Genomic DNA, 26,995 nt, shown 5'->3' with positions numbered 1-26,995 from the left:
CTCTCTCCCTGTCAGTGACTGGTGCGAACCAGAGTTCGGTTCTCGCCCTGGTACACCTCAACCCGAGGGGCAACGTAACGGTATTTCACCGGCGTCGGTTTTTTCACTTCCACTTCCGCTTCGCGATACCCTCCCAATGTTTTCAATGAGATGACATAACTGTCGTCTTGCTTGGCATCCTCAGGTTCTTTGACCGTTGAATGACTGGGCGCTGTCATCATGACGGGTGGAGCCCCCTGCGCGGTGCTGGCCGTTTTCTGAGAAGAAACAATGACTTTAGGCGCCGCAACGCCGGATGTCTGACCGGAAACAGGTGAGTAGGCCATCATGCTTTCCGGATCAGCCGTTAACTCAGCAACCGGCGCCAGCTCCTGAGTGCCAACGACCGCCAGCCTGAGTTGCCCCGTGGTTTCTGCCAGCAAAAGCTGTGGCGTATCTGTGGCAGGGACGGCCAGCACGACGGTTCTGGCCTTATCATTGATTTGTTTCTCTGTTTTATTACTGTCGAAGTTCAGCTGATCCCCGACAGCCAGCACTTCTACATTACTCAGAATACGCCGGGCAGTACTGTTGTCGCCCGATTCCTTATTCGCACGAAGCAGATAAATCACATCCACCCGATAGCCGGGTTGAACGTGTCCGCCGACTGTGGTCAGCTCGCTGGCTTGAATCGCAATTGCGCGGTATCCCTGAGGCAGAGACTGTGCAATGGGTAACTGGCCCTGTAACAGCGCAGATTTGAGGCGGGTTCCCTTCACGACAGACAATTTCAGCTGCCTGCCAATAAGGGGAGCATAGTCACGAATGTCTTCGGCAGTGGCATCGGTCACTTGGGTGGCAACCAGCATGTCTTCGGTCAGCACCGCCTGTTTCGGCACATCTTTCGCAAAAGCCCAGACAGTCACCGCAGGCTTAGTCACTGATACCGCCGGCGATGCCGCCTGAGTTGTAGTGCGACCACTCAAAGTCACCCCGTACCAGCCAATTAAGAGTGCCATCACCAATAAGACGGCAGCAGCAATTTTTAATGTGCGTCCCTGCATTTTTACCCTCACTCTCGCTGCCAGGCAGCATCATTTCAGAAATACAAACTGAGCGTATTTCTATAAATTTAATATAGCAGTCGATTTTAATTCGTCCGGAACAGGTAAACCAAAAGATGGTAAGAATGGTTTGTTCTTATAGTTATAGATGATGGTGACTTTACAGCAAAATGTATCTGATTCGATATTGATAGAAAGGTTATCATCCAGACTTTGCCCAAAGAGCGAACCTCTTCCTGAATTAGATCCGGTGTAGCTTTTGATTAAAGACTCCGCAGATTGCTCAATATGATCTTCCAGTTCACTGCTATCACAAGTCCCGCCGTAATAACAATTCTCATCCACATAGGAAACACTCTTACGAAGTGCCTCTTCCGAAACATAATTCAGCATCTGAATGGAAACAAAGATAAGGCTGTACTGGGCAACGGCATAAAAGATCATCAGGATGACAGGTAAAAGAAATATCGTTTCCAGTGCTGCAGAGCCCTGCTGCTTTATTCGTTTGATCCTGAATCGATTTTTTCTTATAGAATCCATAACGATACAACCACCCCAACCAACAGGCTTGGTACAAAGGGAGCTTCTTTCTGGCCACGGGCAAACAACAGCCAGTACACTGCGAAGCTAATAAATGAATACAGTAAAAAGTCTAATGTCTTAGACGCTGGCAAAATTACTGAAAGTAATAAAACAAGTTTTACATCAGCAGCACCAAACACCCCTTTGATAAAACCCGGCAAAGAGAGCAATGCAACAAAAATTAATGAAAATATACTCTCATGTATATCAAATACACCTTCATCATTAAGAAACAAAAAATATATCAGTAAGATAACAGGGAAAACATTACTGACTTTTCTTAACTTAAGATCTTGCATTGCACACAATGATAAAACAAAGACTAAAAAATATTCATCATAAAGATTCATAAATATTATTGAGCACTAGAAGCAACCGCACTCGTTAAATTACCTGTTACTGTTGTAAACGCTTGAGTCAATGGTGTTTTCATTGTCGTCACTGCAGCAACTATCACTGCCGCAATCAACACATACTCAATCGCAGAAGCACCTTTTTCTTCTTTCATCAGACGATGAATAAAGTCAGTTGTGTGAATCCAAGCTAATACGAAATACTTCATGGAACATCCCTCACTCTGGTTAAGCATTCTTGTAGAATAGTTTTTCTCTTCTATGTCTCAAATATTAGATTCTGTACTAATTTTGTGTAAAAAATTTATTGTCTTGGTTGAACTTTTTTTCATAAGCACTGTGTTTTTATCTGATACAGGCTTAATAAAAATGTAAGACGTCAATAAAGTGACGAATCATGGTTACCCAATCGCCTGCCTGTTCTCTGGCAGTTTCTCTGCAATATCATCCAGTTGTCCGTTTTCTTCACGCGGTTCGGGTGCCGGGTCATAATGAGCAAACTGGCGTTTTCCCTTACGCTTGGCCTGGTACATGGCAGAATCGGCTCGTTTGAGCAGCGCTGGTGCATCTTTGGCGTGCACCGGGTATCGGGCAATGCCGATACTGGCAGAGACGCGGCACTGGTTGTCACCAAAATTAAAAGGCACGGTCAGGGTGTGCAGTAATTTTTCTGCGATGGTTTCCATTCTGAAGGTCAGCTCTTCATCGTTGTCCCCCAGGTGAGAATGGAAGGGTCCCGGCGATCAGACTCGTCATATTCGAGAACACTGTCTTGCGCGGGTTTCTTAATCTTCACTGCGTATTCACCCAGTGGCACCCAGACGACAAATTCATCGCCACCCAGACGAAAGACTTCATCTTCCACCCTGAGGCATCCACGCATCCGTTTGGAAGCATGCTGCAGCAAAGCATCACCGACATCATGGCCCAGCGTGTCGTTGACCTGCTTAAAACCATCCAGGTCGATAAACATGAGTCCGAAGACTTTGTTTTCTACGTCCGGTGCAGCAAAGGCGGCTTTGAGCACCCGATTCAGCGCGCGTGTGTTGGGCAGACCCGTCAGCTTGTCCTGCAAAGCAGCCTGCTCCATCTGGCGCTGCCGTTCAATGACATCTGAAATATCCCGCTGGGTGCCAATCAGACGAGAGGCGTCATTCACGAGCCCCTGCACCACCAACTCCAGCACTCTGGGTTGCCCGTCCAGCGGATCGATCATGTCGATCAGCAAGGTCTGCTGCTTATTTTTACCTGCGATCTGTTTCAGCCGTTTCACCTTATCGCCATCGCCACTTTTCAAGCGCGACATCCAGTCACTCAATGCCAGCTTGCTGCCGACACGAATACCATACAGATCATAGAGATAAGGGCTCCATTGCAGGGTGTCGTTGTTCACGTCCCATTCCCAGACGCCAATTCCCGCCACAGAGGTTGCCAGGCTCATTCTCTGATTGGCGCGGGCAAGCTCACGGTGAATACGGGAACGCCGGTTGTGCTGTTTCCACAACAGGCTGACCACAGACAACAACAATGCCACCAGTACTAAACCTGTCAGTACCAGCCAGAAGAAAGGTAAATTAACATGAAGCGAAAACAGTTCTCTCCATACCGATGTAAAATCAGACAGACTACTGATGCCGCTAAGCACAGAACTCAGAAAAAATTCCAGCGAATTCATGATAGGTACACACTTCCATTGTGTCTGCTGCGATAACCTCTGAAATATCAGACCCGTTTCAGCCGATAGTCGTTGTGATCCATCGTTGTGCTCAGATCACTTTAGTATTTTTTTGCCACTATCGATAAGTTCAACCTAGTCCACACTGTTGATAATTACCAAAATAGAATGCAGGCATCATTTTGTATGCTGGGTGGGAATCACATTTATTCTATTTAGAATCAAACAGTCGCAGGTTTTATCCGGCATACAGTTCTTTATCCAACCAGGGTAATGCATCCCGGATCTGAGGAAGAAATCGTTCGTTAATCATTTGACGGCTGTCTTCAGCCAGAATGTGCGGCAGGTTTCCCAGCTCATTGTGACGGCAGACCAACGTCAGATTGCGGTAAAAGGGTTCTTCGCGGGGAAGCGGAAGACAGGTGAGTTTGTCATTGGTGAGCCCGTACTGGAACATACAAAGCGGCGTCGTGATTGTCCAGCCAAGCCCGGCGGCCACACTGGATAACACGGCAAACGTATTATCCAGCTGCATCCTGACGGGCACGTTCATCCCCAACCGGCGTAAATAGCGTTCAATCGTCACGCCGATGAGCGAGTCATTGGAATAACGGACAAAATCGAGCTTTTCTGCAACCTGCTGTAATTCCTGAAACTGACTGGCAAACTGGCTGGGGATGACCAGAACAAAGGGTTCCCGTAGCAGGCGGTAACGGCTGAGGTGATCGTTATTTTCCAGCGCGTCGTCAGAAATAATAATATCCACATTGCGTGAAAGCAGCGCCTGAGCATGCATGTGGGAGCGGCCAGTATTGATCGTCCAGTTTTCTGTATGTCGTTTAATCACCTCGACCAGCGGCTGTCCTAACGAGGTGGCCAGCGAATCGACCATGGCAATGCGTAACAAATGCAGTTTCTGAAAACTGCTTTTCGTCATCACGCCGTGTGTTTTTTCTGCTTCAGCTAGTAGATGGCATGACTGGTCATAAAAATATCGTCCGGCGACAGTCAGCTCAACCGGGCGAACGCTTCTGTCCAGCAGTATCACTTTCAGGTTGTGTTCAAGGGAAGAAAGTGTCTGAGAAACGGAGGACTGTGTGAGGCCCAGTTGGTTAGCCGCCATCGTCATGTTGCCTGACTGCGCGGTAGCCACGAAAACTTCTAACGAGCGAAGATCAAAACCCAATCCTTTCAATGTAGCCATCCTTTACTTCACGAACATCCACCAAAAAACGATTCACGGCAGTCAAACAGGGTTGCAACTGAGTGTTCAATACCAAGGCAACCGCATGCAATACGCCTCAATAATAACCTACGGACATCACGGACAAGTGACTATGCCTAATCAGCAAAGCTATCAGTTTTAATCGTCTGATAACAAGAGGTAAGAAACCAATCGCATGACAATCGGTAGGAAATTACAAACCAGCATCGCGGCGAAGTCAGAAAGGCCGAGAGTCAGTACAAATGAATGGCATCAAAACAGGAGGGGAAATTGCCATCATTTACAGGAATGATGGCAATGGATTCTCTATTTACCGGCAGCGGCAACGAAAGCAATCTCTACCAGGTAATCCGGATCAGCCAGTTCTACTTTCACGCAGGCACGGCTTGGCGCAGCGCCCTCTGGCAGCCAGGCATCCCAGGCCGCATTAAAAGCAGCAAGGTTAGCCCAGTCGGTGATATAAATCGTGACGGACAGGATACGCGACTTATCACTACCTACGCTGGCCAGCATGGCTTCAGCCTGTGCGAAAACCTGCTCGGCCTGACCCGTAATATCAGCACTGGTATCCGATTCAGGGACTTCGACAAAGTGAGCAATACCATTGAATACAGTGACATCAGACCAACGTTTTGTTGGGTTAATTCGCTGAATATCCATTTTAATTCCTTAACTGACGTGAAAAGCCCAACAATGTATGTTTTCTGTCGCGATGAATCAATCAATGATGCTGTTTTTTGCCATCAGGCAGAAAATCCATGTCAGTCAGCATGCTGGCTGGCAAGCGCTCCCGGCAGTAACCGGGAAGGTGTTCGCAGCGGCACACTTTGCCACTCATAGTCGTGCTGAGCATGTTCAGGAAGAAATAATTCGCTGGTATAGAATTTCCCGATCCGTTCCACCGGGTAAAACATGGCATCCCCATAATGCTGCTTCACAAAATTGTGATCGTATCCCAGGATTTCAAGCACAGTGGGGAACACATTGAAATGCGACAATTGATCGCGGTTCTCCGCCAGCGATGACTCAAATCGCTGCCGCAGTTGCGGATGCGTCGTCAGCACCACCATGGGCACCATCCCTTGATAGGCAGAGCCGCTGTTACGGTTACAATGTGTCAGCAATCCTTTGCCTGCTTCCAGTAAATCCTGTCCGTGATCTGAGGTATAAATCACCACCGTATCGTCTAAATCAATGCGGGTGAGCAAGCGTTCAAAGAAGCCGTTCACATTCCAGGCAATGGCATTTTTATAGGAATTCATCAGCGCCTGACGATCGCTGTGACCAATCGGTTCAAATAACGCCATCGCAGGCTGAAATCGGGTCGATGAGGCCGGGTATTTCCCCTCATAGGGAAAATGCACACCCAGTTTATTGATATAGATGAAGTCTGGCTTATCATCAGCCACCAGCGACACTAAATGATCGACAATCTCGAAATCAATCCGCATAAAAGCCTGATGCCTTTCAATTTGCTCAACATTCAGCTGCATGACCTGATTGATAAAGCTCAGCTCATCGGTATTCATGAAGTTGGTCAGTGTGCCTGGCGGTTTCTGGCCGTCGATATAGGTACTGGTATACCCGGATGCCTGACTGTACTGCCAGATGGTCGGTAAGTGTAAGGCTTGCTCAAAGGCGCCGGGGGCCACTCCCCAGCGCAGTACTGCATTGCTGTAGCTGCTGCAGTTATGTGCCGACGTCGCGACGCCATAATTGACGACAGCATCCGCGTGCGATTTTAAAGCCGGCACAAGCGCATACTCGCTGTCCTGCCCGAGAAAATCAGCGCTGACACTCTCGTCGACAACAACAATGATATTGCTGACCAGCGGCTGCCGGGCTATGGCCGTGACCGATCGTCTCTCTGGCCGTTCATCCATCACCTGCTCAAAGAGGATCACACTGAACAGACCAGGCAGGACATAAATACCTGCCTGTCCCTGCGCCGCCACCGGCCCTTTCATCACCACCATGGCAGCCAGGATCCCGATAACAACCGCAGGTAATCCGGCAGCAACACCGGAGGAGGAGGGACAAAACCGAGACAGTAGCCAGGTTCTGATTCTGAACAAAGACAGGCAGAATGCCACTGCAATCAGCAGAGGCAGAAGCAGTTCTGACCAGTAAAACAGCAAAGCGGCACCTGCTTCACCGCGCTCAATCCACATGCGCCTGATATCGAACAGCGTCAGGTTATCCGCCAGAATCAACAGCAGGGATAAGTGGGCCAATACAGCCAGACTGAGAAACAGGTTCCAGAAAACATGCACCCCGGTTCGCCTGGCCGTGAACACCGCTTTGAGCGATGCGATGGCGATCAGCCAGATCGCCGCAAACACCGCCACATTGCGCACCGGATTTTCTGACTGGCTGAGAAAAATCAGTTGCGCGAAAAAGCCCCGGGTCAGAAAGAGCAGCACGCCCACAACCACCATGCCAGACACCAGCGTCACCAGTGCGTTTGGCACTGGGTTGCGTGCAGTGTTTGATGCATCGCTCCGACGGTTGTGACTGGCAGGCATAGGCGCTTCCCTTCTTTCTGAGAAAGATATCCGGGTACTTATTTGATTTAAGCTCGCCCGGCTAGGAAGTCAAAATAATCCTGAAAGCACTATTTTTTATCACCAAACCGGCAGGTCAACGACGGAGAGGAAACTGAAAGCGAATAAGGAAGGATGAAAACAGAAGAACAGAAGAACAGAAGAACAGAAGAACAAACAAAATGCACAGGCAACCGCTCATCACAAACGGTGACCTGTGCCATTGAAAAGACAATCAGCTTGCCGGCAATGCTTACTCAGACGGGCAAAGCATGACACGCGCTAACCGGGCCAGATTATAGGCATCAACATAGCCTGAATGCTGACGGCCTTCCCACTCCAGTCCGCTCATACTCATGGCGGCCCGTAACCCGATACGCTTGTTTTTCACGTGTGGCTGCAGCTTAAACAGAGTGGCCAGATTCAGGTATTCCCTGAAGGGCACGTTCAGATCTTTCGCTTTGCACTCCGTACGCAGGATGGCATCGTCCCGCCCCCATGCCGCATAGATTTTATGACGGCCACCGAATTTTTGCTCCATTGCAGCCAGAATGCTGGCCAGGGGTTTGCCGTTTTGCGCCACCACTTCAGGCTTGATGCCCGTCAGCTCGGTACAAAAGGGCGATATTTCGTCGTTTTCCGGCTGAACATAGTATTGCGCCCGGCGTGAAATCGTGCCCTTTTCAAGGTTCAGTTCAGCCACGCCAATCTCAATGATTTCACCGGTTCGGGCGACACCGTCTTCATTCCAGCAGCACATTTCAAGATCAAAACAAACGATGCGGTTAAAATTCATGATTTTCCATTATCCGTCATACCAAACTTCATAATCATCAGTTCTGAAAGTAAATACTCACCAACACGGATGATTATAGAGTTTGAGCCATTCGCTTTGAACAAAGCGGCGAAGGATAGCATGGATGGCGGCTGGCTTCAGCCCCTTGCCAACAACAGCCCGTCGGAATTACTCTTGTGGCAGCTTTGATGAAAGGATGCCGCAATGAAAAACGTCTACCGCCCGCTGTTTGACGATAACAACCCGCCCGGCGAGGTGTTTTTCGGCCATCAGGCATTTCTCCCCCATACCACCACACCCAAACATACGCACCCCTGGGGGCAGTTACAGCTCATCAGTGGCGGTATTCTGGAGTTAAACGCCGAAGGGAAACGCTTTTTATCACCGTCACAGTACGCGATCTGGATACCGCCCGGCATCGAGCACGAAAGTTACATGCGCCGCAGCATGAATTACTGCTCAATGAACCTGATTCAGCCACTGGCTGAATCACTGCCGAGCTTTCCCTGCCTGCTGGAAGTCAATCCGATTATTGAAGCGATCGTCAATGATCTGCGCGACCGACAGTTGCAGGTGGCAGAAACCGCTGAAGATAAACGCCTGATCGACGTCCTGCTGGATCAGCTCAGACACGCCCGTATCCACGATCAGTTTCTGCCCAGCAGTGAAGATAAGCTGCTGCAACCCATCCTGCGTACGCTGGAAAAAAATCCGACCGACGGCACAACGTTAGCGGCATGGGCAGAAAAGCTGCATACCTCTGAGCGTACACTGGCTCGCCATTGTCAGGATACGCTCGGGATGAGTTTCATTGAATGGCGGCAAAGGAGAAAATTTATCTACTCTTTGCACTTATTGAGGAAAGGTTTGTCTGTAAAAGAAATTGCGCTGACCTTAGGTTATCACCAGGCTTCGCCTTTTATTAACCTGTTCAAACGGCATGCGCAATGCACACCGGAACAGTACAGACAAAAGCAAATCCGGGCCCGGTAACGCAAAAACAGTACAACCGCCGGGTTAGCTGCCCACGGCTTTATCCGGCAGCCCCACCAGCAAACGTCCGGCGGCATGCCTGCTGAGCGGGTGCCCTAACAGGAAGCCCTGGCCATGCTGACAGCCCAGTGATTTGACCAATGAGAGCTGAACCTCATCTTCAATCCCGACCACGGCCACCTGCACGCCCAAACTCTCGCTCATACCCACAACAGATTGAATGAGGGCCTTGTTGGCATCAGAACCCGGCAGGGTGCCAACACAGGCGCGTGCAATTTTTACTTTATCGAAAGGGAAATCCCGCAGTATGGTTAAACAGGCATTCCCGTTACCGAAATCATCCAGTACTAAATTGACACCGATATGTTTCAGATCATGCATCATGGCACGCACTTTCGGCGGATCCTGCTGGACGGTTTTGGCGGTCAGTTCTATTTCAAGGCGTCCTGGCGCCAGTCCGGATTCCTGCAGCGCTTCCAGTACTGTCTGGCAGAAGGTGTCCGGTTTCAGCTGCTGGGCGGAAATATTGACCGCAATGCTCATTTCCTCCGGCCAGTCCCTTGCGGCCATGCACGCCTGCTTCAGCACCCAGTCACCCAGCGCCTGAATCAATCCGGCATCTTCGGCAACAGGCATAAATTCCTGAGAAGACACCATGCCTTCGCGCTGATGGCGCCAGCGCAGCAAAGCTTCAAATCCCTGCAACTGGCTGGTTTTCAAATCAAACACCGGCTGATAATAAGGTTCGAGCAAGTCTTGCGCCATGGCTTTGCGTAAGTCTCTTTCCAGCAGTTGCCTTTGCTTTAACTGCTCGTCCATCCGGGTATCAAAGAAGCAAAACGTCGAGCCGCCGTCCATCTTGGCGCGGTACATGGCGGTATCCGCGGCCCGCAGCAGATCGACAGGTTCAATATCATGGTTCGACATGGCGATGCCAATGCTCACACCGGCCAGAATCTGCTGTCCGCGAATGTGGTAGGGTTCAGACATCGCTTTGATAATGCGGGACGCCAGGGCCGATGCTTCATCCGGCTCTTGCCCGCCAACATGAATCAGTGCGAATTCATCTCCGCCCAGCCTGGCAATGGTGTCATGCATGCGCAGCAAATGCTTGAGCCGTCCGGCCGTTGCCACCAGCAGTTCATCGCCCACAATATGGCCGTAAGCATCATTGATCTGCTTGAATTTGTTTAAGTCCATCATTAACACGGCAACACAGGCATCGTTATCGCCTGCATGCTGAAGGGCGGTCTCAAGCTGCTGTGAAAAATACAGCCGGTTCGGCAGTGCGGTCAGTGCATCATGCATCGCCAGTTTGTACATGGCGGCTTTGTCCCGTTCACCGGCTTTCAGCATGAGACTCATCTGACTGAGCCGTCGCCAGCTCAGTGCCACAAGCGCGAAAGGCAAAACGAACAGCAGCGAAATGAAAGCACCCAGTCCGAATTGGCGGTACTGCTCAACCCAAAGCGTAAAGTGCTCGAAGAACTCGAACTGACTGGCTAAAAGCAGCCAGATCGCGGCAAAGACAGCAAGTTTGATCAAGGTTCGCTTCAGGAACATTGAATGAAATAGCGATTGCAAGCTAGCCTCACGACCAGCCCTACCCTGCGCAGAATGGCTCATAAATGGATTACCTCGTCCCAAATGATCACCGTCACGTCCTTCGCCAACTCGGGAAAATATGTGATTGTTATCGTGTTGTTTTGTTGTAATACGGCCATTTGATGTTCTGGCTCTGCTACAAGACTTATTAGTTAACACGATCACATTTACGTGAAAATGACACTTACATTTTAGGCAAATTTCCCTTTCATGTGGCACTTCTTTGCTGAGTATTTCGTGATATCGCTGCAACTCCTTGCGTCGGTTACAGAAAAAAATCCGGCGAGCATCATGCATCGCCGGTACATCAAAGCATTTCACCGATATGAAAAGGTAGTGTTAAACGCGGTTTACGCCAGTAGCGGCTCTTGCTGCCCGGCACCTTTACGGCGCGTGCGCCAGCCCAGCAGCCCTAAACCCGTTGTCAGCAGCAGCAAGCTGGCTGGCTCCGGAACAGGATTGGGATAACCCGGTCCACCGGACGTCATATAGTCAATACCGGCCAGATAAAAATCTGACAGCAACACGCCCGACAGGATGATGTGTTTGACATTGTCTTCGCCATCCAGATCCCAGTAATTGCCTTGAAAGTTCAGCTCATCCGGCGTGAGGGCAGTCAGTAAATCGTCAATGCCCAGTAAATTGGTGTTGATGTTCAGCTCAAATTCCGGAAAACCGTCGTCGATAAGATAAGCAGTGGCCGATTCCAGCAAATTCAGGTTATTGAGGTACAAACCTTGCACCGTTGAAGGCTGCTCAAAGCTCAGGACCAGAAATTCATGACCATCGACTTTGAAGTTATCGTCACCCAGCAACAACGCAGAGTCGATCAGACCGCCGTCAGAAATGCTGTTGACGCCGATCCCTTGCCCACTGTGTGACAGATTCACCAGTGACGGATCGCCGGTAATAATGCCATCCTGGAATAGACCAGGGACATAATAACGGTACGAAGAAAACGTTATACCGCCAACAGTGCCGGTTTGGTTTCCATTCAGGCTTGAATAAGCACCGTCCGTGAAGTCGATTTGTGCCGCCGACACACTGATCGAACCACCCAGCAGTGCAAGGGCTGCGACCCCTGTCTTTATAAGCGATTTCATCATCTTGCTCCCTACTTGTGTTATGCCGTGTTGATTTACGTTTGTGTTTTTGTGTTCGCACAAGCTGTTGCATCTTGCATGCCAAAACTTAAGCCAATGAAAAACAGTAGCTTTTTTAGCATTCCTATCGCAATGTAAAAAACACCGACACGATAGGGGGAGATCTGGGCACAGCGTGTAAATTTCTCTGACGGGGAAATCAGACAGTCAGGTTTGCTTATCTGCCTGACTGTCTGAAGCAACAAAAGCGTGAAGGGTGATGAAACAGACAAAGACCCGCGGCAACAACCAAACGGGCGTTAAAACACTGCCACTGCGATTATCACTGACCGTGTTGTTTGGTCAGTACATACATATCCGCCAGGCTGCCGGTAATACGCTGGCCCTGGCGATCTAACCGGAACAGCTGGTTCTCTCCGACAAAGAACTGAATACCTTCACCGCTGTCATTGCTCAAGGTGATGGTATTCCCAGCGTCATTCCAGCTGAAATTGCCATGATCGGAAAACTGCTCGCCATCTTTACCCAGATAGGTTTCAGTCAGTTCAAATGTTCCCTGCGGATCCAGGACCAGCACCGTTTCGATGCCTTCACAGTCTGCACAGGGAATCGTACCGACATAAGTGCCGTTCCAGTCCAGAGAATTACGTGCATTGTGTTCTGTGTCCACATAGGCTGTCGCCTGCTGATCAGCCACCTGCGCCTGAGCGGGGAAGCATTTGATGACATCTCGCTGTCGGGAGCGGGTTTATCACAGCCTGCCAGCGCACCGGCCAGAGCCAGACTAATCGCAAGAGACAAGAGTCGCTTTGTATTCATACTTTCTCCTGATACTGAACCACCTCAATACGGCCCGACTTCAGCCACACATTCAGCGAAAAGTCCTTCGGGGCCCTTGATGAGGTGTTGGACTGATAAACATCCGAAAAGTGCCCGACTTTCCGTTTTTTGTATGGGTGGATCCTGACAGTCAGCGTGACACGAGACAGACCGCGAAGAACCGCATGTCCCCCACAAACTCTGCGTTCTCTGCACCGCCCGCTCGACAAAAATGTATCGCTTCGATCAAAAAATCGTTGCATATAAAAAGCATCCCTTTTCTAACGCATTAACATATGCACCGCCTGGAATAAAGACAGCTTTTTAACCTGTCAGGCAAATTCATGAACCAGACGCATGAACCACTCGCATCTTCATCTTACAGAAAAGGATTTTTTATGTTGAACTCAAAACCGCAACGCGTGAAAGGTATCGCCGGTACCCTGTTCAGCGCGGCCTTCACAGCCTCCGTGATGGTTTCACTCCCGCTTCATGCCAAACAGATGACGCCGGGTGACATTCAGTTCTCTCACTACGCTGACCACAAGCTCAGCGTCAGCAAAACCAGGCAACTGTCACTCAACTGCCACCGCCAACCCGATACACTGAAAAAAGTACTCGAGAAGAAAACCTGGCTGGCTGACAAGATAACAATCACCATCTCAGGTCACTGCCGTGGCCCGCTGCTCATTGACCAGAGCGGGATTGAGATCACCAGTGATGGCGCCCGCAGCGGTGCTATCGTGCTGAATCAGCAGCCAGCCTCCGGTGCGGCGATTGTCATTCAGTCTGCTGCCGTCACCCTGCGGGATATCGACATTTCAGTGCCCGTCGATATACCTGCCGTACTGGCTAAGGCCAACAGCAGCGTGACGCTGGATAAAGTCACCACGGATGCCACCAGTTCGACAGACACACCGCTGGAACAATTTGTCGTCAGTGAAAGCAGCAGCCTGACCCTGACCAATATGACAGGCAATGCGATTCGGGTGGCGGGCAATTCATTTGCCGATTTTAAGCAAAGTAACCAGTTACATACCCTGAATGTCAGCGACACGTCCTCCGCCCAGTCCAGCGCGGCCAACCAGTTCAATTCGGTACAAGTGTCCGGCAACGGCTATTTTCTGGCCGACAACGGCACGCAGATCAATGTGCTGATGATCTGGAGTAAAGCGGCAGTCGACATCAACCGGGAAAGCTCTGTCGCACATTTAATGATGGGAGGACAAACCCTGTTTGGCGCCTATCGTAATTCATCCATCACAGGTCCCTATGATCTGTGGGGCAATGTGGTGTTTGAGTTAGAACACTCAACGGCAGAGAACTGGAAAGCGGTTGATAAACCCCATTCGATTATTTCGGGCAACAATGCCACAGTGAACGGCGTGCTTTACCCAGGCTGGTCATGGACTGGACAAGATGGGCTCTGAGTCGCATCACTGACCTCTGAGTCGCACCACTGAATCGGTGCGTATCGCTCACAATGCAGCGAAACACGGCTGCATTGTGAGTTTTTCTGCACCCCAATCATGACCTCTGCTTACCCCAGCCGTTTCTTTTTCAGCAGGACGGTGTTGTCCTGCGCCAGCTCTTTCTCCAGCTGGCGGGTGACAAATTCCGGGCTGTTGGTGTGGCGGGCCAGCAGATGGTACACCACAGGGATCACCAGCAAGGTAAAACAGGTGGCGACACTGATCCCGCACAGCACCACGATCCCGATCACCATCCGGGTTTCTGCCCCGGCGCCGGTCGCCAGAATCAATGGAATCGCCCCGGCAGCTGTGGTGATGGCAGTCATCAGAATCGGACGCAGCCGCGCACAGGCGGCGTCGATGACGGCATCTTCGTAAGCTTTGCCCTGATCGCGCAACTGGTTGGCAAACTCGACGATCAGGATCCCGTTTTTCGCTGCCAGTCCCACCAGCATGATGATCCCGATCTGAGAATAGATGTTGAGGGTCTGCCCGGTAAAATACAGTCCCAGTAAAGCCCCGAAGGTCGCCAGCGGTACAGTCAGCATGATCACCAGCGGGTGAATATAGCTTTCGAACTGGGCCGCCAGTACCAGAAACACCACCGCCAGCGCGAGGGCAAAGACAAAGAGAATCGAGTGGCTGGCAGTCTGAAAGTCCTGTGACGGTCCTTTATAGTTCACCACCGCATCGGCAGGTAAATATTGCCTGACCAGCCCGTTCAGGTAGGTTAATGCTTCTCCTAAGGTGTAATTATCGGCAAGATTCGCCTCTATGGTGACGGCGCGGATCCGGTTGAACCGGTTCAGGGTCGGCGCATCGGCATATTCAGACACCCTCACCAGGTTCGATAAGGGGATCAGCTCGCCATTATGCCGTGACCGCACGTACAGGTTGCTGAGATCCTGCGGGGTATTCTGTCGCTCGGGCTGGCCTTCGATCAGTACATCGTATTCTTCCCCACGCCATTCATAGCGGGTCACCACCCGGGAGCCCAGCATGGATTCCAGCGTCTGTCCGATTTCTGTCACCGAGACGCCTAAATCCCCGGCCCGCTCGATGTTAATGTCCACCCCAAGCAAAGGCTTGGTCTCTTTGTAGTCATGATCCAAGCCTTCCAGACCGGGATTATTCGCGGCCTGCTCCATGATAATGTCACGCCACTGGGCAAGCTGCTCATAGGTGCCGCCACCAATCACGAACTGCACCGGTTTGTTGACACCGCGCCCGAACGGCTGGCGCATGACGGCGAATGCCGACACCCCGGCAAGATCGCTCAGACGCTGCTGTATATCACGAATGATCACAAAGGCATTGCGCCGCGCATCCCAGTCTTCCAGTACCACAATGGCAAAACCGTTGGAGAAATCTTCCAGCTGGCCCCAGCCCCGCGGTGCCCGAACCAGCAAGCGCATGATTTCCCCGCTCTCTACCATGGGCATCAGCCTGTGCTCAATCTCATTCATGTAGGGCTGCATGTATTCAAAACTGGCCCCCTGAGGGCCATTGATCAGAATGAACATAGCGCCTCTGTCTTCCCGGGGTGCAAATTCCGTCGGAATACGGGTCGCCAGCCAGATGCTGCCGCACAGCATCACCACCAGAATGCCGATGATCAGATAAGGCCGGCGCAGCCAGTTCATCAGCGATGCGCGGTAAAAATCCGTCACCGCCCCCAGCACAGCACTGACTTTACGCACCAGCCAGGGTTCACTGTCGACCTGCTGCATAATTTTTGACCCCATCATAGGCGTCAGCGTCAGTGCGACCAGGGAAGACAGGATCACCGCGGTACTCATGGCCACCGAGAATTCGCGGAATAATTTGCCCAGATCCCCCTCCAGAAAACCAATCGGCAGGAATACAGAGACCAGCACCACTGTGGTGGCAACAATGGCAAAACCGACCTGCCGCGCACCCAAAAAAGCGGCTTTCAGCGGCGATTCACCCAGTTCGATACGGCGGTGAATATTCTCCAGCATCACAATGGCATCATCGACAACGATCCCAATGGCCAGGATCAGCGCCAGCAGGGTGAGCAGATTGATGGTATAGCCCAGGGCGTAAAGAATAATGAAGGTCCCGATCAAAGACACAGGCACAGTCAGTGCCGGGATCAGCATGGCGCGGACACTACCGAGGAACAAGTAAATGGTGATGATGACCAGGATCAGCGCGATAAAGAGAGTTTTATACACCTCATCGATCGATGCCTGAATAAACACCGAGGAGTCATAGGATTCTTTAATTTCCATCCCGTCAGGCAGGGTCGGATTGAGCTGGGCGACCAGCGCGTTCACCGCCTGCGCCACTTCCAGCGTATTGGCGGTCGACTGCCGGTTAATCCCCAGTCCGATCATGTCCTGCGTATTGCCGCGAAACATGATTTTTTCTTCTTCCGCCGCCAGCTCAACATTGGCCACATCTGCCAGACGGATCAGATAACCATCATCACCAATCCCGATCACCAGACGGGAGAAATCCGCAGGGGCGAGAAAGCTGCGCTGCGTGCGGATAGAAAACTGGCGGTTTTCGGATTCGATCGATCCGGCCGGCAGCTCAACGTTGTCGGCCCTGAGCGCGTTTTCCACATCCGACACCGTCAGCCTGCGAGCCGCCAGTTTTTGCCTGTCGATCCAGATGCGCATCGCATATTCTTTGCCGCCACCGATCCGCACCGCCGCCACACCGTCCAGCACAGAGAAGCGATCAACCAGATAGCGGTTGGCGTAATCCGTCAGCTCCAGAGTATCCATCCGGTCGGAGACCAGATTGAGCCACATGATCACTTCAGAATTGCCTTCCGCCTTTTGCACTTCAGGCGGATCGGCTTCGTCCGGCAGATTATTGAGAATGCCGGAAATACGATCCCGCACATCGTTCGCGGCGGCATCGATATCGCGCCCGATACCAAATTCCAGCGTCACATCCGACCGACCGTCGCTGCTGGTGGAACTGATATTGCGGATCCCCTCAATACCAGAGACCCGATCCTCGACAATCTGAGTGATCCGGCTCTCGACAATGGCTGCCGATGCCCCGCGGTAATTGGTTGAGATTGTGACAATCGGCGGATCGATATCCGGATACTCGCGCAGCGGCAGCCTTTCATAAGCCACCAGCCCGAAAGTGATTAACAGCAAGCTGATCACAGAGCCAAAAACAGGCCGCCGGACAGCCAGATCAGTCAGAAACATGGGTGGCCTCCCGGAAGGTAAAATGCTCGACCGGCTGAGTCGTGACGGTTTGCCCCGGCCGCACTTTATCCATCCCCCGGGTGATCACCTGCTCGCCTTGCTGTACGCCGCTGAGGATTTCCACTTCCCCGCGACTGCGAAAGCCCAGTTCAACCAGCCGTTGTTCGACCACGTTGTCGCCGTTGACGACCATCAAAAAATGTTCCGCCTGACGCGGGATCACCGCTTCTTCAGGAACCACCAGCCCGGCACGGGATTCCAAGGTGAGTGCCAGTGTCATCAGCATACCGGGCCGTAATAATAACTGAGGATTGTCGACTCTGGCCCGCACCTCGACGGCCCGCGTCTGAGGGTCGACCCGGCTGTTCACCGTCGAAACCTTTCCGGAAAAAACCCGGTCGGGAAAAGCGGCGACGCTTCCTTCCACCTGAGCACCAGGGTTGATCTGGCCGAGAAAGCGTTCAGGCACAGAGAAATCCAGCTTCACCGTATCCAGGGCATCCAGCGTGGTGACCACCATACCAGGCGTCACCAAGGCGCCCTGACTAATCTGGCGAAATCCCAGCACACCGGAAAAAGGTGCCAGTAAGGTTCGGGCTTCCAGTTCGGCCTGATTCTGGGCCAGAATGGCTCTGGCGACTTCAATCCCCGTCCGCAATTTATCCAGCTCAGAACGCGCCACAGTATTGCGCCGAACCAGGCCTTCAATGCGCTTGTATTCCCGCCTTTGTTCGTCCAGGTTGGCCTGCGCCGCCCTGACTTTGGCTTGTTGTTCACCCGAGGTCAGTGTCAGCAGCAACTCTCCCGCCCTCACCTGCTGACCGTCTTCAAAGTGGATGCGATCGACTTTTTCCGTCACTTTGGCGGTGATCTGTACGGATTCACGGGATTTCACTGTGCCAAGCGCTTCGACAAGACGGGCGACGTTCTGGCGGACCACCGGCTGAACCACCACATTGGGCACAGGACGTGACTGTTTCACCAGTGTCTGAGCATGTCGCTGGTATTCGGTGTAACCAATACCAAGAACCAGAGCCAGCAGTAAGACAGCGCCGACGATCAGGGTGACTTTCATCCATGTGCTCCTGTGAACAAAGGCGAAACAGCAATGATGTGTCGATTCCAGTTAAGTATAGCCAGCAGCGATTTTTTGACGTGTTGTCAATTGCGAAGAGGAGGGCCGAAGTGGGATACAGAGAAGTCTCAGACCCGGTTTACAGTGTAAAACGGGGTTGCGTCAGATTAAGTCACAGCAATCATGTTATTCAAGCGGAAAGATGATCAAGGCCGAGCGGGTAAAAGTCATGCCCGTTCTTTTAGCAGCAGACAATTGAAAAGATGTGGCGTCGGCCCGTGCGCTTGCCTGACGTTTCGCGCAATACGCATGCAGTGGCCTGAAAAACAGATAAAAAAAAGCGAGCCGGGACGGGCTCGCAACAAACTCACATATTGCATTTTCGAGAGACTCACAAGATAACTGACCCGCCATCCTTGCCAGGGGTTACCTTTCTCATCGAAAGGGACAAAGGTTATATCAAGATTCATTTTGGCTATTTTTCTGCACCTAATGTCATCGTAATGTCAAAACATATTGATTTGACTCAGATTTGACGGAAATCTTTGATCTTGCTTCCTATCTGCCGCTGGCAATATCATCCAGCGCTGTCAGTACCTGGTCATTTATGTGTCCTTCATACACTAACTTACAGACCTTACGGCGTACGGCTAACCCAGAGATCAGCTTTTCTATCGACAGATGGCGCTCATCATGCTGGCTGTTAAACAGCTCAACCGTTTTACTCAGGGTTTCGTAGGGCATCACCTCGCCACTGACACGCAGCCAGTCAAGCTTGTCCATAAAAGCCTGACACTCTTCAGTAATGACACTGACAGGATGGCCGGACATGGCGGACAGTGCCGTAATACTGCGTTGCAGGGCTTCCTGAGAGGTATATTTCGACAGGACAATCGTTAACTCATCGGCGTTGATCTCGACCAGGTGCTTGCGCAGTTTAACCCGGCGGCCCAAACGCCCCTTTGGTCGCCCTTCTTTGCGCTGGATCGGTTCAAATTCACCGTCAATGATCTCGGACAGCTGCTCCAGCTCCTGACGGGGCAGGATCTCATTGCGCAGCGGGTTGGGCATAGTGGGGGCCATGGATCGCTTCCCTTCATTGTGCATCTTAGCCCGGGAGAAGCGGATCACTTCATCAGCATCACATTTGATCTCAATCTGATAATCCTGATAGCGCGATGCCTTGCCTTCGGCCGGGCTGATCGTCAGGTGATAGCCCCACAGGTTGACGGCAAATAACGACTCAGTCACCTTGCCTTCAGCCAGCTTTTTCAGCTCGCGGATCAAATCGGTAGAGAAACGGCGCCATTCAATATTGCGGGCCAGTTTCTGGTTCAGCTCGCTCAACAACATGCTGTCATGACCACGGCGCGACATCCGGCTGCGGAAGAAGGTATATAACTGGAAGACCAGAGTATGCTGGCGAAGAATCTCTGGCGGGAACAGGAAAAAATAGTCCCTGGTCAGCAGCTCTTCAAAAAACGAAGGCTCCCAGACCAGAATGTACAGATTCGGTTTAATGCGGATTTCGCCATCTTCGCCTTCCTGCGGCGCTTCTTCTGACGCCGTTATGGTCCGGGCGAGAAAACGAAAACGATCACTTTTAAAGCCTTCCGGCATGTTCTCGCTTAACCAGCGGCCAGTCAGTTCATGCAGCTGAAAATCGGTGAACTCGATCCTGTCTATGCTTTCGCGGATCGAATCACGGGCCGGGCCGCTGTCTTTTTTCCCGCGCAATGCCAGAATATCTGTGATGTAAATCGGTGTTTTATTGCTCATGTGCCGGGATTGCAGCTCGTAATCCGACAAATGATGATCATGATATTGCACAGTCAGGGTAAACAGCGCGAACAGCGTCATCATGTCGTCTACCGTCATGATCGCTTTTGATGATCGTGTTTCAATAATTGCGCGCGTGCCAGATATTGCTACCATAGATTTCTGATAGCTTTTCTTGGTACGTGGCGGTGCCAGTGCCTGATCAATAATCCCCGCCCAGCTGGTTGGTGAGACAACAATCTGATCGGCTTCGTCCGGCATCATAGGCGGCGTGCCCAGGCCATATTCGTTCAATAATCGTTTATTGACCTGATTCTGAGCCAAAGCTTTGGAACGTTTTTGTTTTTCATGTTCCTTACTTTGGGCAGACTGCAGGCTGGCGGTGCCCAGCTGGGAAACCAAAAGAGCAGGATTAATGAAGTGATGCAGCATGGTCTTGCCCGCCAGCCCTTCTTCGAAGCGTACCGGTTGCTGGTTGAATAAACCGATACTCACAGCCGCACGTAAACGTTGTTGTATGGCCGCACGGGTAAGCTGACCTTCTGTGGCTTCCACCAGTTCGGTGGTTGACACTATACCGTCCTGGCTGGACAGGCCACGCAATGAGATCAGGTTCAGCAGTTCAATAATGCTTTTGGTGACCCCTTTGAAGTGCTGGTATTGAGGTAACCAGTCGACAAGCGCGTTGGGAATGGCAAACAAGTGTCCGTCTTTGTGTGATCGGGGAGCTGAGATCAGGATCTTTTCATCATATTTCTCATCACGCGTAACCGTAGATTTCATTTGCCATTCGCCGTAATTTGACCATCTTTCCGAAAAGAATAATAAAAAAATACTGAGAAAGAAAGCTTTTTTTATTGAGGCTTTTTAATCATGATCTTTTTGATTTTAATGATCTAATTGATAGAGTGATCTTATGATCCCGGCGACAAAATGGCGATAACTTACTGATTACAAAAATATATTTTTCCGCATGATCCGGAAGTATGATCAATGTACATTCGGAGAGGTGATCATGATGCTCCGGTAAGCATGATCAAATAAGGCCCAGAACCATGATCATTAGCGATCTGTAAGTATGATCAACGAAAGAACAGAACGATGATCAATGTATTTGTACAGGTTATCCACAGGGTTATACCGTAGAAGTCATCTCTCCGTGAGGAAAGTCGTCGATTCACTCTCCTTTTTCAGGGCTTTTTTCTGTTTTCAGACCCAGAACGATGATCAAGTCATCGCCTTTGGACTTGGTGCAATCTGTTTTTAACGCCTGATTCTCTCCAGTTGCTGTTGATTTCATCGATTTCGGAAAGACAATCCCCGTAATAACAGAGCGCTTTTATATGTGTCCGGTAATGGAAAAATGATCAAGCTGTCAGTTTTGTCATTTCAATCTACTGATTGCGCTGGGGGTTGACACAATTGCTGCCAGTTGCAGGGTTAACAACCCGATTTGATTCAGGTATATCGGGCATTCACCGTAATTTAGCGGTACTTCACTATGCTTCCGCATGTGTTCAACTTGATCCCTTGCGAGGATCTTTATCTTGATCATTGATCCGATCTTTCCTTATGTTGAGAGCACCTTTTTCTGCTTACTACTTAGTCGGTTTTCTCCTTGATCATTGTTGCGTCAACGGCAAATAATGCCCGAAGCATGATCAAGGCACAGTGCTCATTTTTGCACCATTATTCTTGTTGGCCTCATGCTATTGCCTTTTTCAGTGCGCCGGCTCTGATTCAGCGAGCTCATCTTGGTGATTTGCGAGTTGAAATGACAGTCACTGTAGATTAGCCATCTTTTTTCAGGCTTCCAGTCAAAATCAGGCTCATTTGCTTTACATTGTAAATTTGTGACACTGTGACATTTTAATTTGTGAGCTGTTATCCGAATCCTAACTGCCAGAAATGGCGCATTATTTTGTAAGGATTTTGTTAATTCGTACGGCTTTTATCCGAACTGGCATGGTTTTTACTTGAGCTCTTCATCACAGTTAATCGTTCAGCTTTTTGTTGTTTTTGTATATTTATGTTGTACAATTTTGACAAATACTCTGTAGGGTGATGAACAAGATGAATCGGGTAGAAACAATAGAAAATTTGCTCAAGATAGCTGAGCAGACAAAACAGGTTCAGGCGGACCGAATTGAAATCGTGCTCGAAGAGCGCAGGGATGATCATTTTCCCTCAATGTCAAAAGCACTGATGGAAACCCGCTCTGGCCTGACCCGTCGTAAATTAGATGAAGCGATTGCCCGGATGGAAGAAGCGGGACACCAATTTACTAAAAATAACGCCAATCATTACTCCATCACGCTGAATGAAGCACATATGCTGATGGATGCGGCAGAGCGGCCAGCTTTTCACGAACGCCAAACCGGCAAGCGTAAGCCCTGGGTGGTGAATGTGCAGAACCAGAAAGGTGGCACAGGCAAATCAATGACGGCGGTTCATTTGGCGGCTTGTCTGGCCTTGGATCTGGATAAGCGCTATCGCATCTGTTTAATCGATTTGGATCCGCAAGGCTCGCTTCGTCTGTTCCTGAACCCGCAAATCAGTGTTGGCGATCAGGAAAACATTTATTCCGCGGTTGATGTGATGCTGGGAAATGTGCCGGAAGATCAGGCTACGGACAAAACATTTCTGATGAACAATGTGGTCATGCCGACCCAGTACCCTAACCTGAAAACTATTGCGGCCTTCCCGGAAGACGCGATGTTCAATGCCGATGCCTGGCAGGACCTGGCTGTAAATCAGAACCTGGATATTGTGCAGCTGCTGAAAGAGCGAGTCATCGATCAGATTGAAGATGAATTTGATGTCATCATGATAGATACCGGTCCGCACATCGATCCATTGGTGTGGAACGCGATGTATGCGTCAAATGCGCTGCTGATTCCTTGTGCGGCTAAACGTCTTGACTGGGCCTCAACGGTGAATTTCTTCCAGCACTTGCCAACGGTTTATGAAATGTTCCCGGAAGACTGGCATGGCCTGGAGTTTATCCGATTGATTCCTACCATGTTCGAAGATGATAATAAGAAACAGGTTTCGGTATTAACGGAAATGAACTATCTGCTTCAGGAGCAGGTAATGATGGCCACAGTACCCCGTAGCCGTGCTTTTGAAACTTGCGCTGATACCTACAGCACCGTTTTTGATCTGACAACGTCTGATTTTGAAGGCGGTAAAAAACATTATCGACTGCCCAGGACGCGATTCAGCGGGTTGGCCTTGAACTCGAACGTGTCATGCATAGTCACTGGGCCAATTTGAACCAGGAGAAATAACAGGTGGCGATTAAAACAAACGATCTGAATGCCCGTCTGTTTGGTAAAGCAGATAAGCGCCGTGCGACCACAGTGGCAGAAGCGCAGAGTGCGGCAAAAGATAAAGCCGCAGTGATTGAGCTGGCCGTTGCCGGTGAAACGACTGTGGCGTTTGAGCTGGTCAAAGTGAAAGCCAGCGAGATCGGTGAAAAGACACAAGTGTTTGCTCAGAACGCCCGCGAGCAGGCATTTTTAACCGAACATGCTTTAGCCGATATTCTCACAACACTGAAAGACCGGGGACAGCAATATCCGGCTGTGGGTCGCTGGCTGGATGATGGCCGCATAGAAGTACTGGACGGTAGCCGGCGCCGGATGGCCTGTTTGCTGTCGAAACAGGATTTTCTGATTTATGTCGCCAAAGGCATCAACAGTGATCATGCCAAATTTCTTTCCGATGTGGCCAATGCACACAAGCCGCTGTCATTATTTGAGCGCGGTAAAGAAATGCAGGCTTTGCTGGCTACCGGTAAAGTGGCTGACCAAAAAGCCTTGGCTCGGTTTTGCCAGTGCAGCGAAGCGCTGGTCAGCGGCGCGTTGAAAGCAGCCAGTTTACCGATGGAGCTGCTCATGGCTTACCCGAGTGTCGGTGAGCTCGGCCGGCCGACCATAGTGAAGCTGCATAAACTTTACTATTCACTCAATGATGAGCAGCAGCAAGCTTTTGTGAAGGCGCTGGCTCAGCAAGATAAACCTGTGTGGCAAAGTGTCGATGCACAGGGGATTACGCGCATTACCCGAGAGGTCACCAATCACATTGAGCATCTTGGCGAGTTAGTGCGTCCCAAAGTGCAGCAGAGCAGCAAACCTCAGGCGGTGGAGCTGGTGCGCGGACAAGCAAGCTATGTCAGAGATGGTGACAGACTCCAGCTCAAACTGAGCAAGCTTTCTGAACAGCAGACTGAACACATCCTTGCCTATCTGGCCGATTACCTCAATTAATCGCATCTTTGTTCTCTCTAGGCCACGTCTGATGACGTGGCTTTTTTTATTGTGCTTGGTAGTATACAGACCTGTTTCTTCTATCTATTGCTGCAGCATCAGAGGCCAGTATGTCTGAACTGTCTCGTTTCATTTCTGACTTAGTCAGTCGTGCCAAACAATCCCGCCATCGTTACCTGCTTTGTATTGAGGGTGATCAGTCTTGGGGGCTGAATACGGCTCTGCTTGCTCAGGCGCATTACTCGGATGGTCTGTGGCTGAGCGATGATGCGCCGCCAAATGTGGTATCAGTCCCGGCCAAAAAAGCACAGGCCTGGTTAGGTCAGGACTGTGATTTTCTGGCGGTAGATTTGCATCAGGGCTTAGCGATTGAGGCCATGGCTGCTTTGGCCGGCACCATCCGTGGCGGAGGCCTGATGGTGATGCTGTTACCCGGCGCCAAAGACAGGTCAAGCGATTGGCAGTCTCCCTTCATGCAGCGTTTTTTGTCTCAGCTTTCCAGCCATCATGTACTGACGATAAAATCCGGGCAGGATGGCAAATTCAGTTTGCCACTGTTGCCGGAAGAACTTCCTGCCGTCAGCGAGATTACTGAGCTGAGTTATGGCTGCCTGAGTGATGAACAGCTCGATGCCGTTGAAGCAATCCGACGAGTCGTCACAGGCCACAGGCGCCGTCCCCTGGTCATCACGGCTGACCGCGGGCGAGGGAAATCCTCCGCTTTAGGTATCGCTGCGGGTATTCTGATGAGGGAGAAGCCTCGTCAGATACTGGTGACCGCGCCCCGTCAGCGTAATGCCCAAACCGTATTTCAGCATGCAGCAAACATTTTAGGGCTTGCTGTGGATTCGTCTTACCAGTTGGAATGGGATGGCAGCCAGCTTTGTTTTATGGCGCCTGATCACTTGCTGGCTGAACGCCCTTCAGCGGATTTGCTGATCGTTGATGAAGCGGCGGCTATCCCTGCCCCGTTGTTGCAAAAGATGCTGTCGAGTTATTCAAGGGTGGTCTTCGCATCGACGATACATGGCTACGAAGGGACCGGGCGGGGGTTTGCCATTAAGTTTAAATCTGTACTGGATGCAACGACCCCGCAATGGCGCGCCTGTTTAATGAGCTCTCCTATTCGATGGGCTGCGGGCGATCCGCTGGAACGCTGGCTTTTTGAGACGTTGTTGCTGGATGCTGAGCCAGCTTCTCTTGATGAGCCGGTTGCTGCCGCGGATCTTCAGTATACGCAGATATCGCCATTATGGCTGACTGAGCGGCCGGACCGTTTATCTCAGCTGTTTGGTCTGTTGGTCAATGCACATTATCAGACCTCACCGGCTGATCTTCAGCAACTCCTCGACGATCCTGATTTAATGATTTTTGTCGCGCTCAAGGATGAGCTGATTGTCGGTTGTGTGTTGCTTGCTCGTGAGGGTGGTTTCACTGCAGAGCTCGCTCAGTTGATTTGCTTGGGCCAACGCCGGCCCAAAGGGCACTTGCTCGCGCAGTCTGTTGCTGCGCACCTTGGTCTGGCAGAGGCGGCCAGTCAGCATTGTGGCCGTATTTTACGCATTGCTGTTCATGAGAATGCACGCACTATAGGAATAGGCTCAGCCTTACTGACACAAGTTCAGGAATGGGCTGAGCTGAATCGACTGGACTTTTTGGGAACCAGCTATGCAGCCAGCAGCGAGTTATTACCGTTCTGGCAGAACGCCGGTTATGCCCCGATTCGGTTGGGAGTCGTTAAAGACGGCGCCAGCGGCTGCCATTCCCTGTTGTCTGTCCTGCCATTATCCGACGCGTCGCGATCCTGGTTTGATACGGCAACACCTTCTTTCTCACTCAGTTTTCTGGCACAGGCTTGTGAGCAGTTTCGTCTGCTCGATAATGCTGTTTTCCTGCCTTTATATTCGCGATGCTTGTTGCATGCGCATTTACCGCCGGTGTCGAGCACGGTATACCGTCAGTTAATGCACTTCTCTCAGGGCGGACTGGGCTACGACTTGCTCGTTGGTCAATTGTCTCTCTGGCTGCAGCATGGACTTAAGTCTGGTGAGCTTACTGATCAAACCGGTATTGATGTGATGATAGCGAAAGTGATTCAGCGACAATCGTGGGCAGAATTGCAGGAGCAGTTTGGTTTCACCGGCAGAAAGCAGGCAGAGCAATATTTGCGTCACTTCGTTGGTAATATGCTGCCAAATATTTCTCATTGATGGCAATTTACAGTGTAAATAGGTCACACCCCGGTTTTACACTGTAAATTACTAAGCGGGTTATCATCGTCCTGCTTAGGGCGCGACTCAACCATTTATTTAGTGGTTTATAGGGTTAGTGCCCACTAACTGATTCGGAAAAGTTCTTCCGAAAAAAGTTCAAGGTATTACCACTTAAACCACAAAATTAGACTAGAGTTATTTTACCTGAGCATGAAAAACGTACTGCTGATGCAAGTACAGGATAATTATTA

The 26,995-nt window shown here is 50.7% G+C and carries 20 protein-coding genes and 1 pseudogene; 5 read left to right on the top strand and 16 right to left on the bottom strand.

What is annotated here, in order from left to right:
* Positions 1-11: 11 nt before the first annotated feature.
* The 10 genes from cpaB to P4S53_RS05000 all read right to left on the bottom strand — a co-directional run bounded on the left by cpaB (position 12) and on the right by P4S53_RS05000 (position 8,217).
* Positions 12-1,043 (bottom strand): Flp pilus assembly protein CpaB, encoded by a 1,032-nt coding sequence (cpaB, locus tag P4S53_RS05045; RefSeq protein WP_337111676.1) that lies wholly within the window; start codon positions 1,041-1,043, stop codon positions 12-14.
* Between the two features lie 60 nt (positions 1,044-1,103).
* The gene (locus P4S53_RS05040) at positions 1,104-1,583 is read right to left on the bottom strand and encodes a TadE family protein (protein WP_337111675.1); all 480 of its coding nucleotides are present in this window, start codon (positions 1,581-1,583) and stop codon (positions 1,104-1,106) included.
* A complete protein-coding gene (locus P4S53_RS05035; RefSeq protein ID WP_337111674.1) occupies positions 1,571-1,975 on the bottom strand; it encodes a prepilin peptidase in 405 nt (134 codons plus the stop codon). The genes P4S53_RS05040 and P4S53_RS05035 overlap by 13 nt, the downstream gene beginning before the upstream one ends.
* Positions 1,976-1,980: 5 nt before the next feature.
* Complete coding sequence (locus P4S53_RS05030) at positions 1,981-2,187, bottom strand: Flp family type IVb pilin (protein WP_337111673.1); 207 nt, start codon at positions 2,185-2,187, stop codon at positions 1,981-1,983.
* A gap of 192 nt (positions 2,188-2,379) precedes the next feature.
* Positions 2,380-2,664, bottom strand: a complete 285-nt coding sequence (locus tag P4S53_RS05025) for a diguanylate cyclase domain-containing protein (RefSeq protein ID WP_337111672.1) — start codon at positions 2,662-2,664, stop codon at positions 2,380-2,382.
* Positions 2,665-2,672: 8 nt separating this feature from the next.
* Entirely contained in the window at positions 2,673-3,653 is a 981-nt protein-coding gene (locus P4S53_RS05020) for a diguanylate cyclase (RefSeq protein WP_337111671.1), read from the bottom strand.
* A 238-nt stretch (positions 3,654-3,891) separates the two neighbouring features.
* Positions 3,892-4,857, bottom strand: coding sequence for a LysR family transcriptional regulator (locus P4S53_RS05015; protein ID WP_337111670.1), 966 nt, complete (start codon positions 4,855-4,857; stop codon positions 3,892-3,894).
* Positions 4,858-5,184: 327 nt separating this feature from the next.
* Positions 5,185-5,538 carry a RidA family protein gene (locus P4S53_RS05010; protein WP_120512607.1) on the bottom strand — a complete coding sequence of 118 codons (354 nt, stop codon included), beginning with the start codon at positions 5,536-5,538 and terminating at the stop codon, positions 5,185-5,187.
* 101 nt (positions 5,539-5,639) lie between these two features.
* Positions 5,640-7,403 carry a sulfatase-like hydrolase/transferase gene (locus P4S53_RS05005; protein WP_337111669.1) on the bottom strand — a complete coding sequence of 588 codons (1,764 nt, stop codon included), beginning with the start codon at positions 7,401-7,403 and terminating at the stop codon, positions 5,640-5,642.
* A gap of 271 nt (positions 7,404-7,674) precedes the next feature.
* Positions 7,675-8,217: a 3'-5' exonuclease gene (locus P4S53_RS05000; protein WP_337111668.1), complete on the bottom strand. Its 543-nt coding sequence runs from the start codon at positions 8,215-8,217 to the stop codon at positions 7,675-7,677.
* A gap of 204 nt (positions 8,218-8,421) precedes the next feature.
* Here P4S53_RS05000 and P4S53_RS04995 point away from each other — a divergent pair, with 204 nt between their 5' ends.
* Positions 8,422-9,210: an AraC family transcriptional regulator gene (locus P4S53_RS04995; RefSeq protein WP_337111666.1), complete on the top strand. Its 789-nt coding sequence runs from the start codon at positions 8,422-8,424 to the stop codon at positions 9,208-9,210.
* A gap of 24 nt (positions 9,211-9,234) precedes the next feature.
* Here the strand turns inward: P4S53_RS04995 and P4S53_RS04990 are convergent, their stop codons facing one another.
* From P4S53_RS04990 to P4S53_RS04980, 3 genes are all read right to left on the bottom strand, one after another.
* On the bottom strand, positions 9,235-10,755 hold the full coding sequence (locus P4S53_RS04990; protein WP_337111665.1) for a putative bifunctional diguanylate cyclase/phosphodiesterase: 1,521 nt from the start codon (positions 10,753-10,755) through the stop codon (positions 9,235-9,237).
* A 410-nt stretch (positions 10,756-11,165) separates the two neighbouring features.
* A complete protein-coding gene (locus P4S53_RS04985; RefSeq protein WP_337111664.1) occupies positions 11,166-11,918 on the bottom strand; it encodes a PEP-CTERM sorting domain-containing protein in 753 nt (250 codons plus the stop codon).
* A 322-nt stretch (positions 11,919-12,240) separates the two neighbouring features.
* Positions 12,241-12,615 (bottom strand): copper resistance protein NlpE, encoded by a 375-nt coding sequence (locus tag P4S53_RS04980; RefSeq protein WP_337111663.1) that lies wholly within the window; start codon positions 12,613-12,615, stop codon positions 12,241-12,243.
* Between the two features lie 520 nt (positions 12,616-13,135).
* On the opposite strand from P4S53_RS04980, the gene P4S53_RS04975 reads away from it, so the two are divergent.
* A complete protein-coding gene (locus P4S53_RS04975) occupies positions 13,136-14,167 on the top strand; it encodes a hypothetical protein (protein ID WP_337111662.1) in 1,032 nt (343 codons plus the stop codon).
* A 110-nt stretch (positions 14,168-14,277) separates the two neighbouring features.
* Here P4S53_RS04975 and P4S53_RS04970 read toward each other — a convergent pair whose 3' ends face one another.
* From P4S53_RS04970 to P4S53_RS04960, 3 genes are all read right to left on the bottom strand, one after another.
* Positions 14,278-17,406 (bottom strand): efflux RND transporter permease subunit, encoded by a 3,129-nt coding sequence (locus tag P4S53_RS04970; protein ID WP_337111661.1) that lies wholly within the window; start codon positions 17,404-17,406, stop codon positions 14,278-14,280.
* A complete protein-coding gene (locus P4S53_RS04965; RefSeq protein ID WP_337111660.1) occupies positions 17,393-18,481 on the bottom strand; it encodes an efflux RND transporter periplasmic adaptor subunit in 1,089 nt (362 codons plus the stop codon). The genes P4S53_RS04970 and P4S53_RS04965 overlap by 14 nt, the downstream gene beginning before the upstream one ends.
* A 558-nt stretch (positions 18,482-19,039) precedes the next feature.
* Positions 19,040-21,043 (bottom strand): replication initiator protein RctB domain-containing protein, encoded by a 2,004-nt coding sequence (locus P4S53_RS04960; protein WP_337111659.1) that lies wholly within the window; start codon positions 21,041-21,043, stop codon positions 19,040-19,042.
* A 1,290-nt stretch (positions 21,044-22,333) separates the two neighbouring features.
* Here P4S53_RS04960 and P4S53_RS04955 point away from each other — a divergent pair.
* The 3 genes and pseudogenes from P4S53_RS04955 (at position 22,334) to P4S53_RS04945 (ending at position 26,741) form a co-directional block, all read left to right on the top strand.
* Positions 22,334-23,550, top strand: a pseudogene (locus P4S53_RS04955) (AAA family ATPase).
* A 3-nt stretch (positions 23,551-23,553) separates the two neighbouring features.
* Positions 23,554-24,531 carry a ParB/RepB/Spo0J family partition protein gene (locus tag P4S53_RS04950; protein ID WP_337111658.1) on the top strand — a complete coding sequence of 326 codons (978 nt, stop codon included), beginning with the start codon at positions 23,554-23,556 and terminating at the stop codon, positions 24,529-24,531.
* A gap of 110 nt (positions 24,532-24,641) precedes the next feature.
* Complete coding sequence (locus P4S53_RS04945; RefSeq protein ID WP_337111657.1) at positions 24,642-26,741, top strand: tRNA(Met) cytidine acetyltransferase TmcA; 2,100 nt, start codon at positions 24,642-24,644, stop codon at positions 26,739-26,741.
* The last annotated feature ends 254 nt before the right edge of the window (positions 26,742-26,995 follow it).

Source organism: Photobacterium sp. Hal280 (assembly GCF_037162255.1).
Classification (GTDB): Bacteria; Pseudomonadota; Gammaproteobacteria; order Enterobacterales; family Vibrionaceae; genus Photobacterium.
The sequence above is the reverse complement of the archived record's forward strand: the minus strand, read 5'-3'. Positions and strand labels throughout refer to the sequence as shown.

Coding starts and splice junctions, on each gene's coding strand:
- cpaB (WP_337111676.1), bottom strand. CDS start 1,043: ATGCAGGGACGCACATTAAAAATTGCTGCTGCCGTCTTATTGGTGATG.
- P4S53_RS05040 (WP_337111675.1), bottom strand. CDS start 1,583: ATGGATTCTATAAGAAAAAATCGATTCAGGATCAAACGAATAAAGCAG.
- P4S53_RS05035 (WP_337111674.1), bottom strand. CDS start 1,975: ATGAATCTTTATGATGAATATTTTTTAGTCTTTGTTTTATCATTGTGT.
- P4S53_RS05030 (WP_337111673.1), bottom strand. CDS start 2,187: ATGAAGTATTTCGTATTAGCTTGGATTCACACAACTGACTTTATTCAT.
- P4S53_RS05025 (WP_337111672.1), bottom strand. CDS start 2,664: ATGGAAACCATCGCAGAAAAATTACTGCACACCCTGACCGTGCCTTTT.
- P4S53_RS05020 (WP_337111671.1), bottom strand. CDS start 3,653: ATGAATTCGCTGGAATTTTTTCTGAGTTCTGTGCTTAGCGGCATCAGT.
- P4S53_RS05015 (WP_337111670.1), bottom strand. CDS start 4,857: ATGGCTACATTGAAAGGATTGGGTTTTGATCTTCGCTCGTTAGAAGTT.
- P4S53_RS05010 (WP_120512607.1), bottom strand. CDS start 5,538: ATGGATATTCAGCGAATTAACCCAACAAAACGTTGGTCTGATGTCACT.
- P4S53_RS05005 (WP_337111669.1), bottom strand. CDS start 7,403: ATGCCTGCCAGTCACAACCGTCGGAGCGATGCATCAAACACTGCACGC.
- P4S53_RS05000 (WP_337111668.1), bottom strand. CDS start 8,217: ATGAATTTTAACCGCATCGTTTGTTTTGATCTTGAAATGTGCTGCTGG.
- P4S53_RS04995 (WP_337111666.1), top strand. CDS start 8,422: ATGAAAAACGTCTACCGCCCGCTGTTTGACGATAACAACCCGCCCGGC.
- P4S53_RS04985 (WP_337111664.1), bottom strand. CDS start 11,918: ATGAAATCGCTTATAAAGACAGGGGTCGCAGCCCTTGCACTGCTGGGT.
- P4S53_RS04975 (WP_337111662.1), top strand. CDS start 13,136: ATGTTGAACTCAAAACCGCAACGCGTGAAAGGTATCGCCGGTACCCTG.
- P4S53_RS04970 (WP_337111661.1), bottom strand. CDS start 17,406: ATGTTTCTGACTGATCTGGCTGTCCGGCGGCCTGTTTTTGGCTCTGTG.
- P4S53_RS04965 (WP_337111660.1), bottom strand. CDS start 18,481: ATGAAAGTCACCCTGATCGTCGGCGCTGTCTTACTGCTGGCTCTGGTT.
- P4S53_RS04960 (WP_337111659.1), bottom strand. CDS start 21,043: ATGAAATCTACGGTTACGCGTGATGAGAAATATGATGAAAAGATCCTG.
- P4S53_RS04945 (WP_337111657.1), top strand. CDS start 24,642: ATGTCTGAACTGTCTCGTTTCATTTCTGACTTAGTCAGTCGTGCCAAA.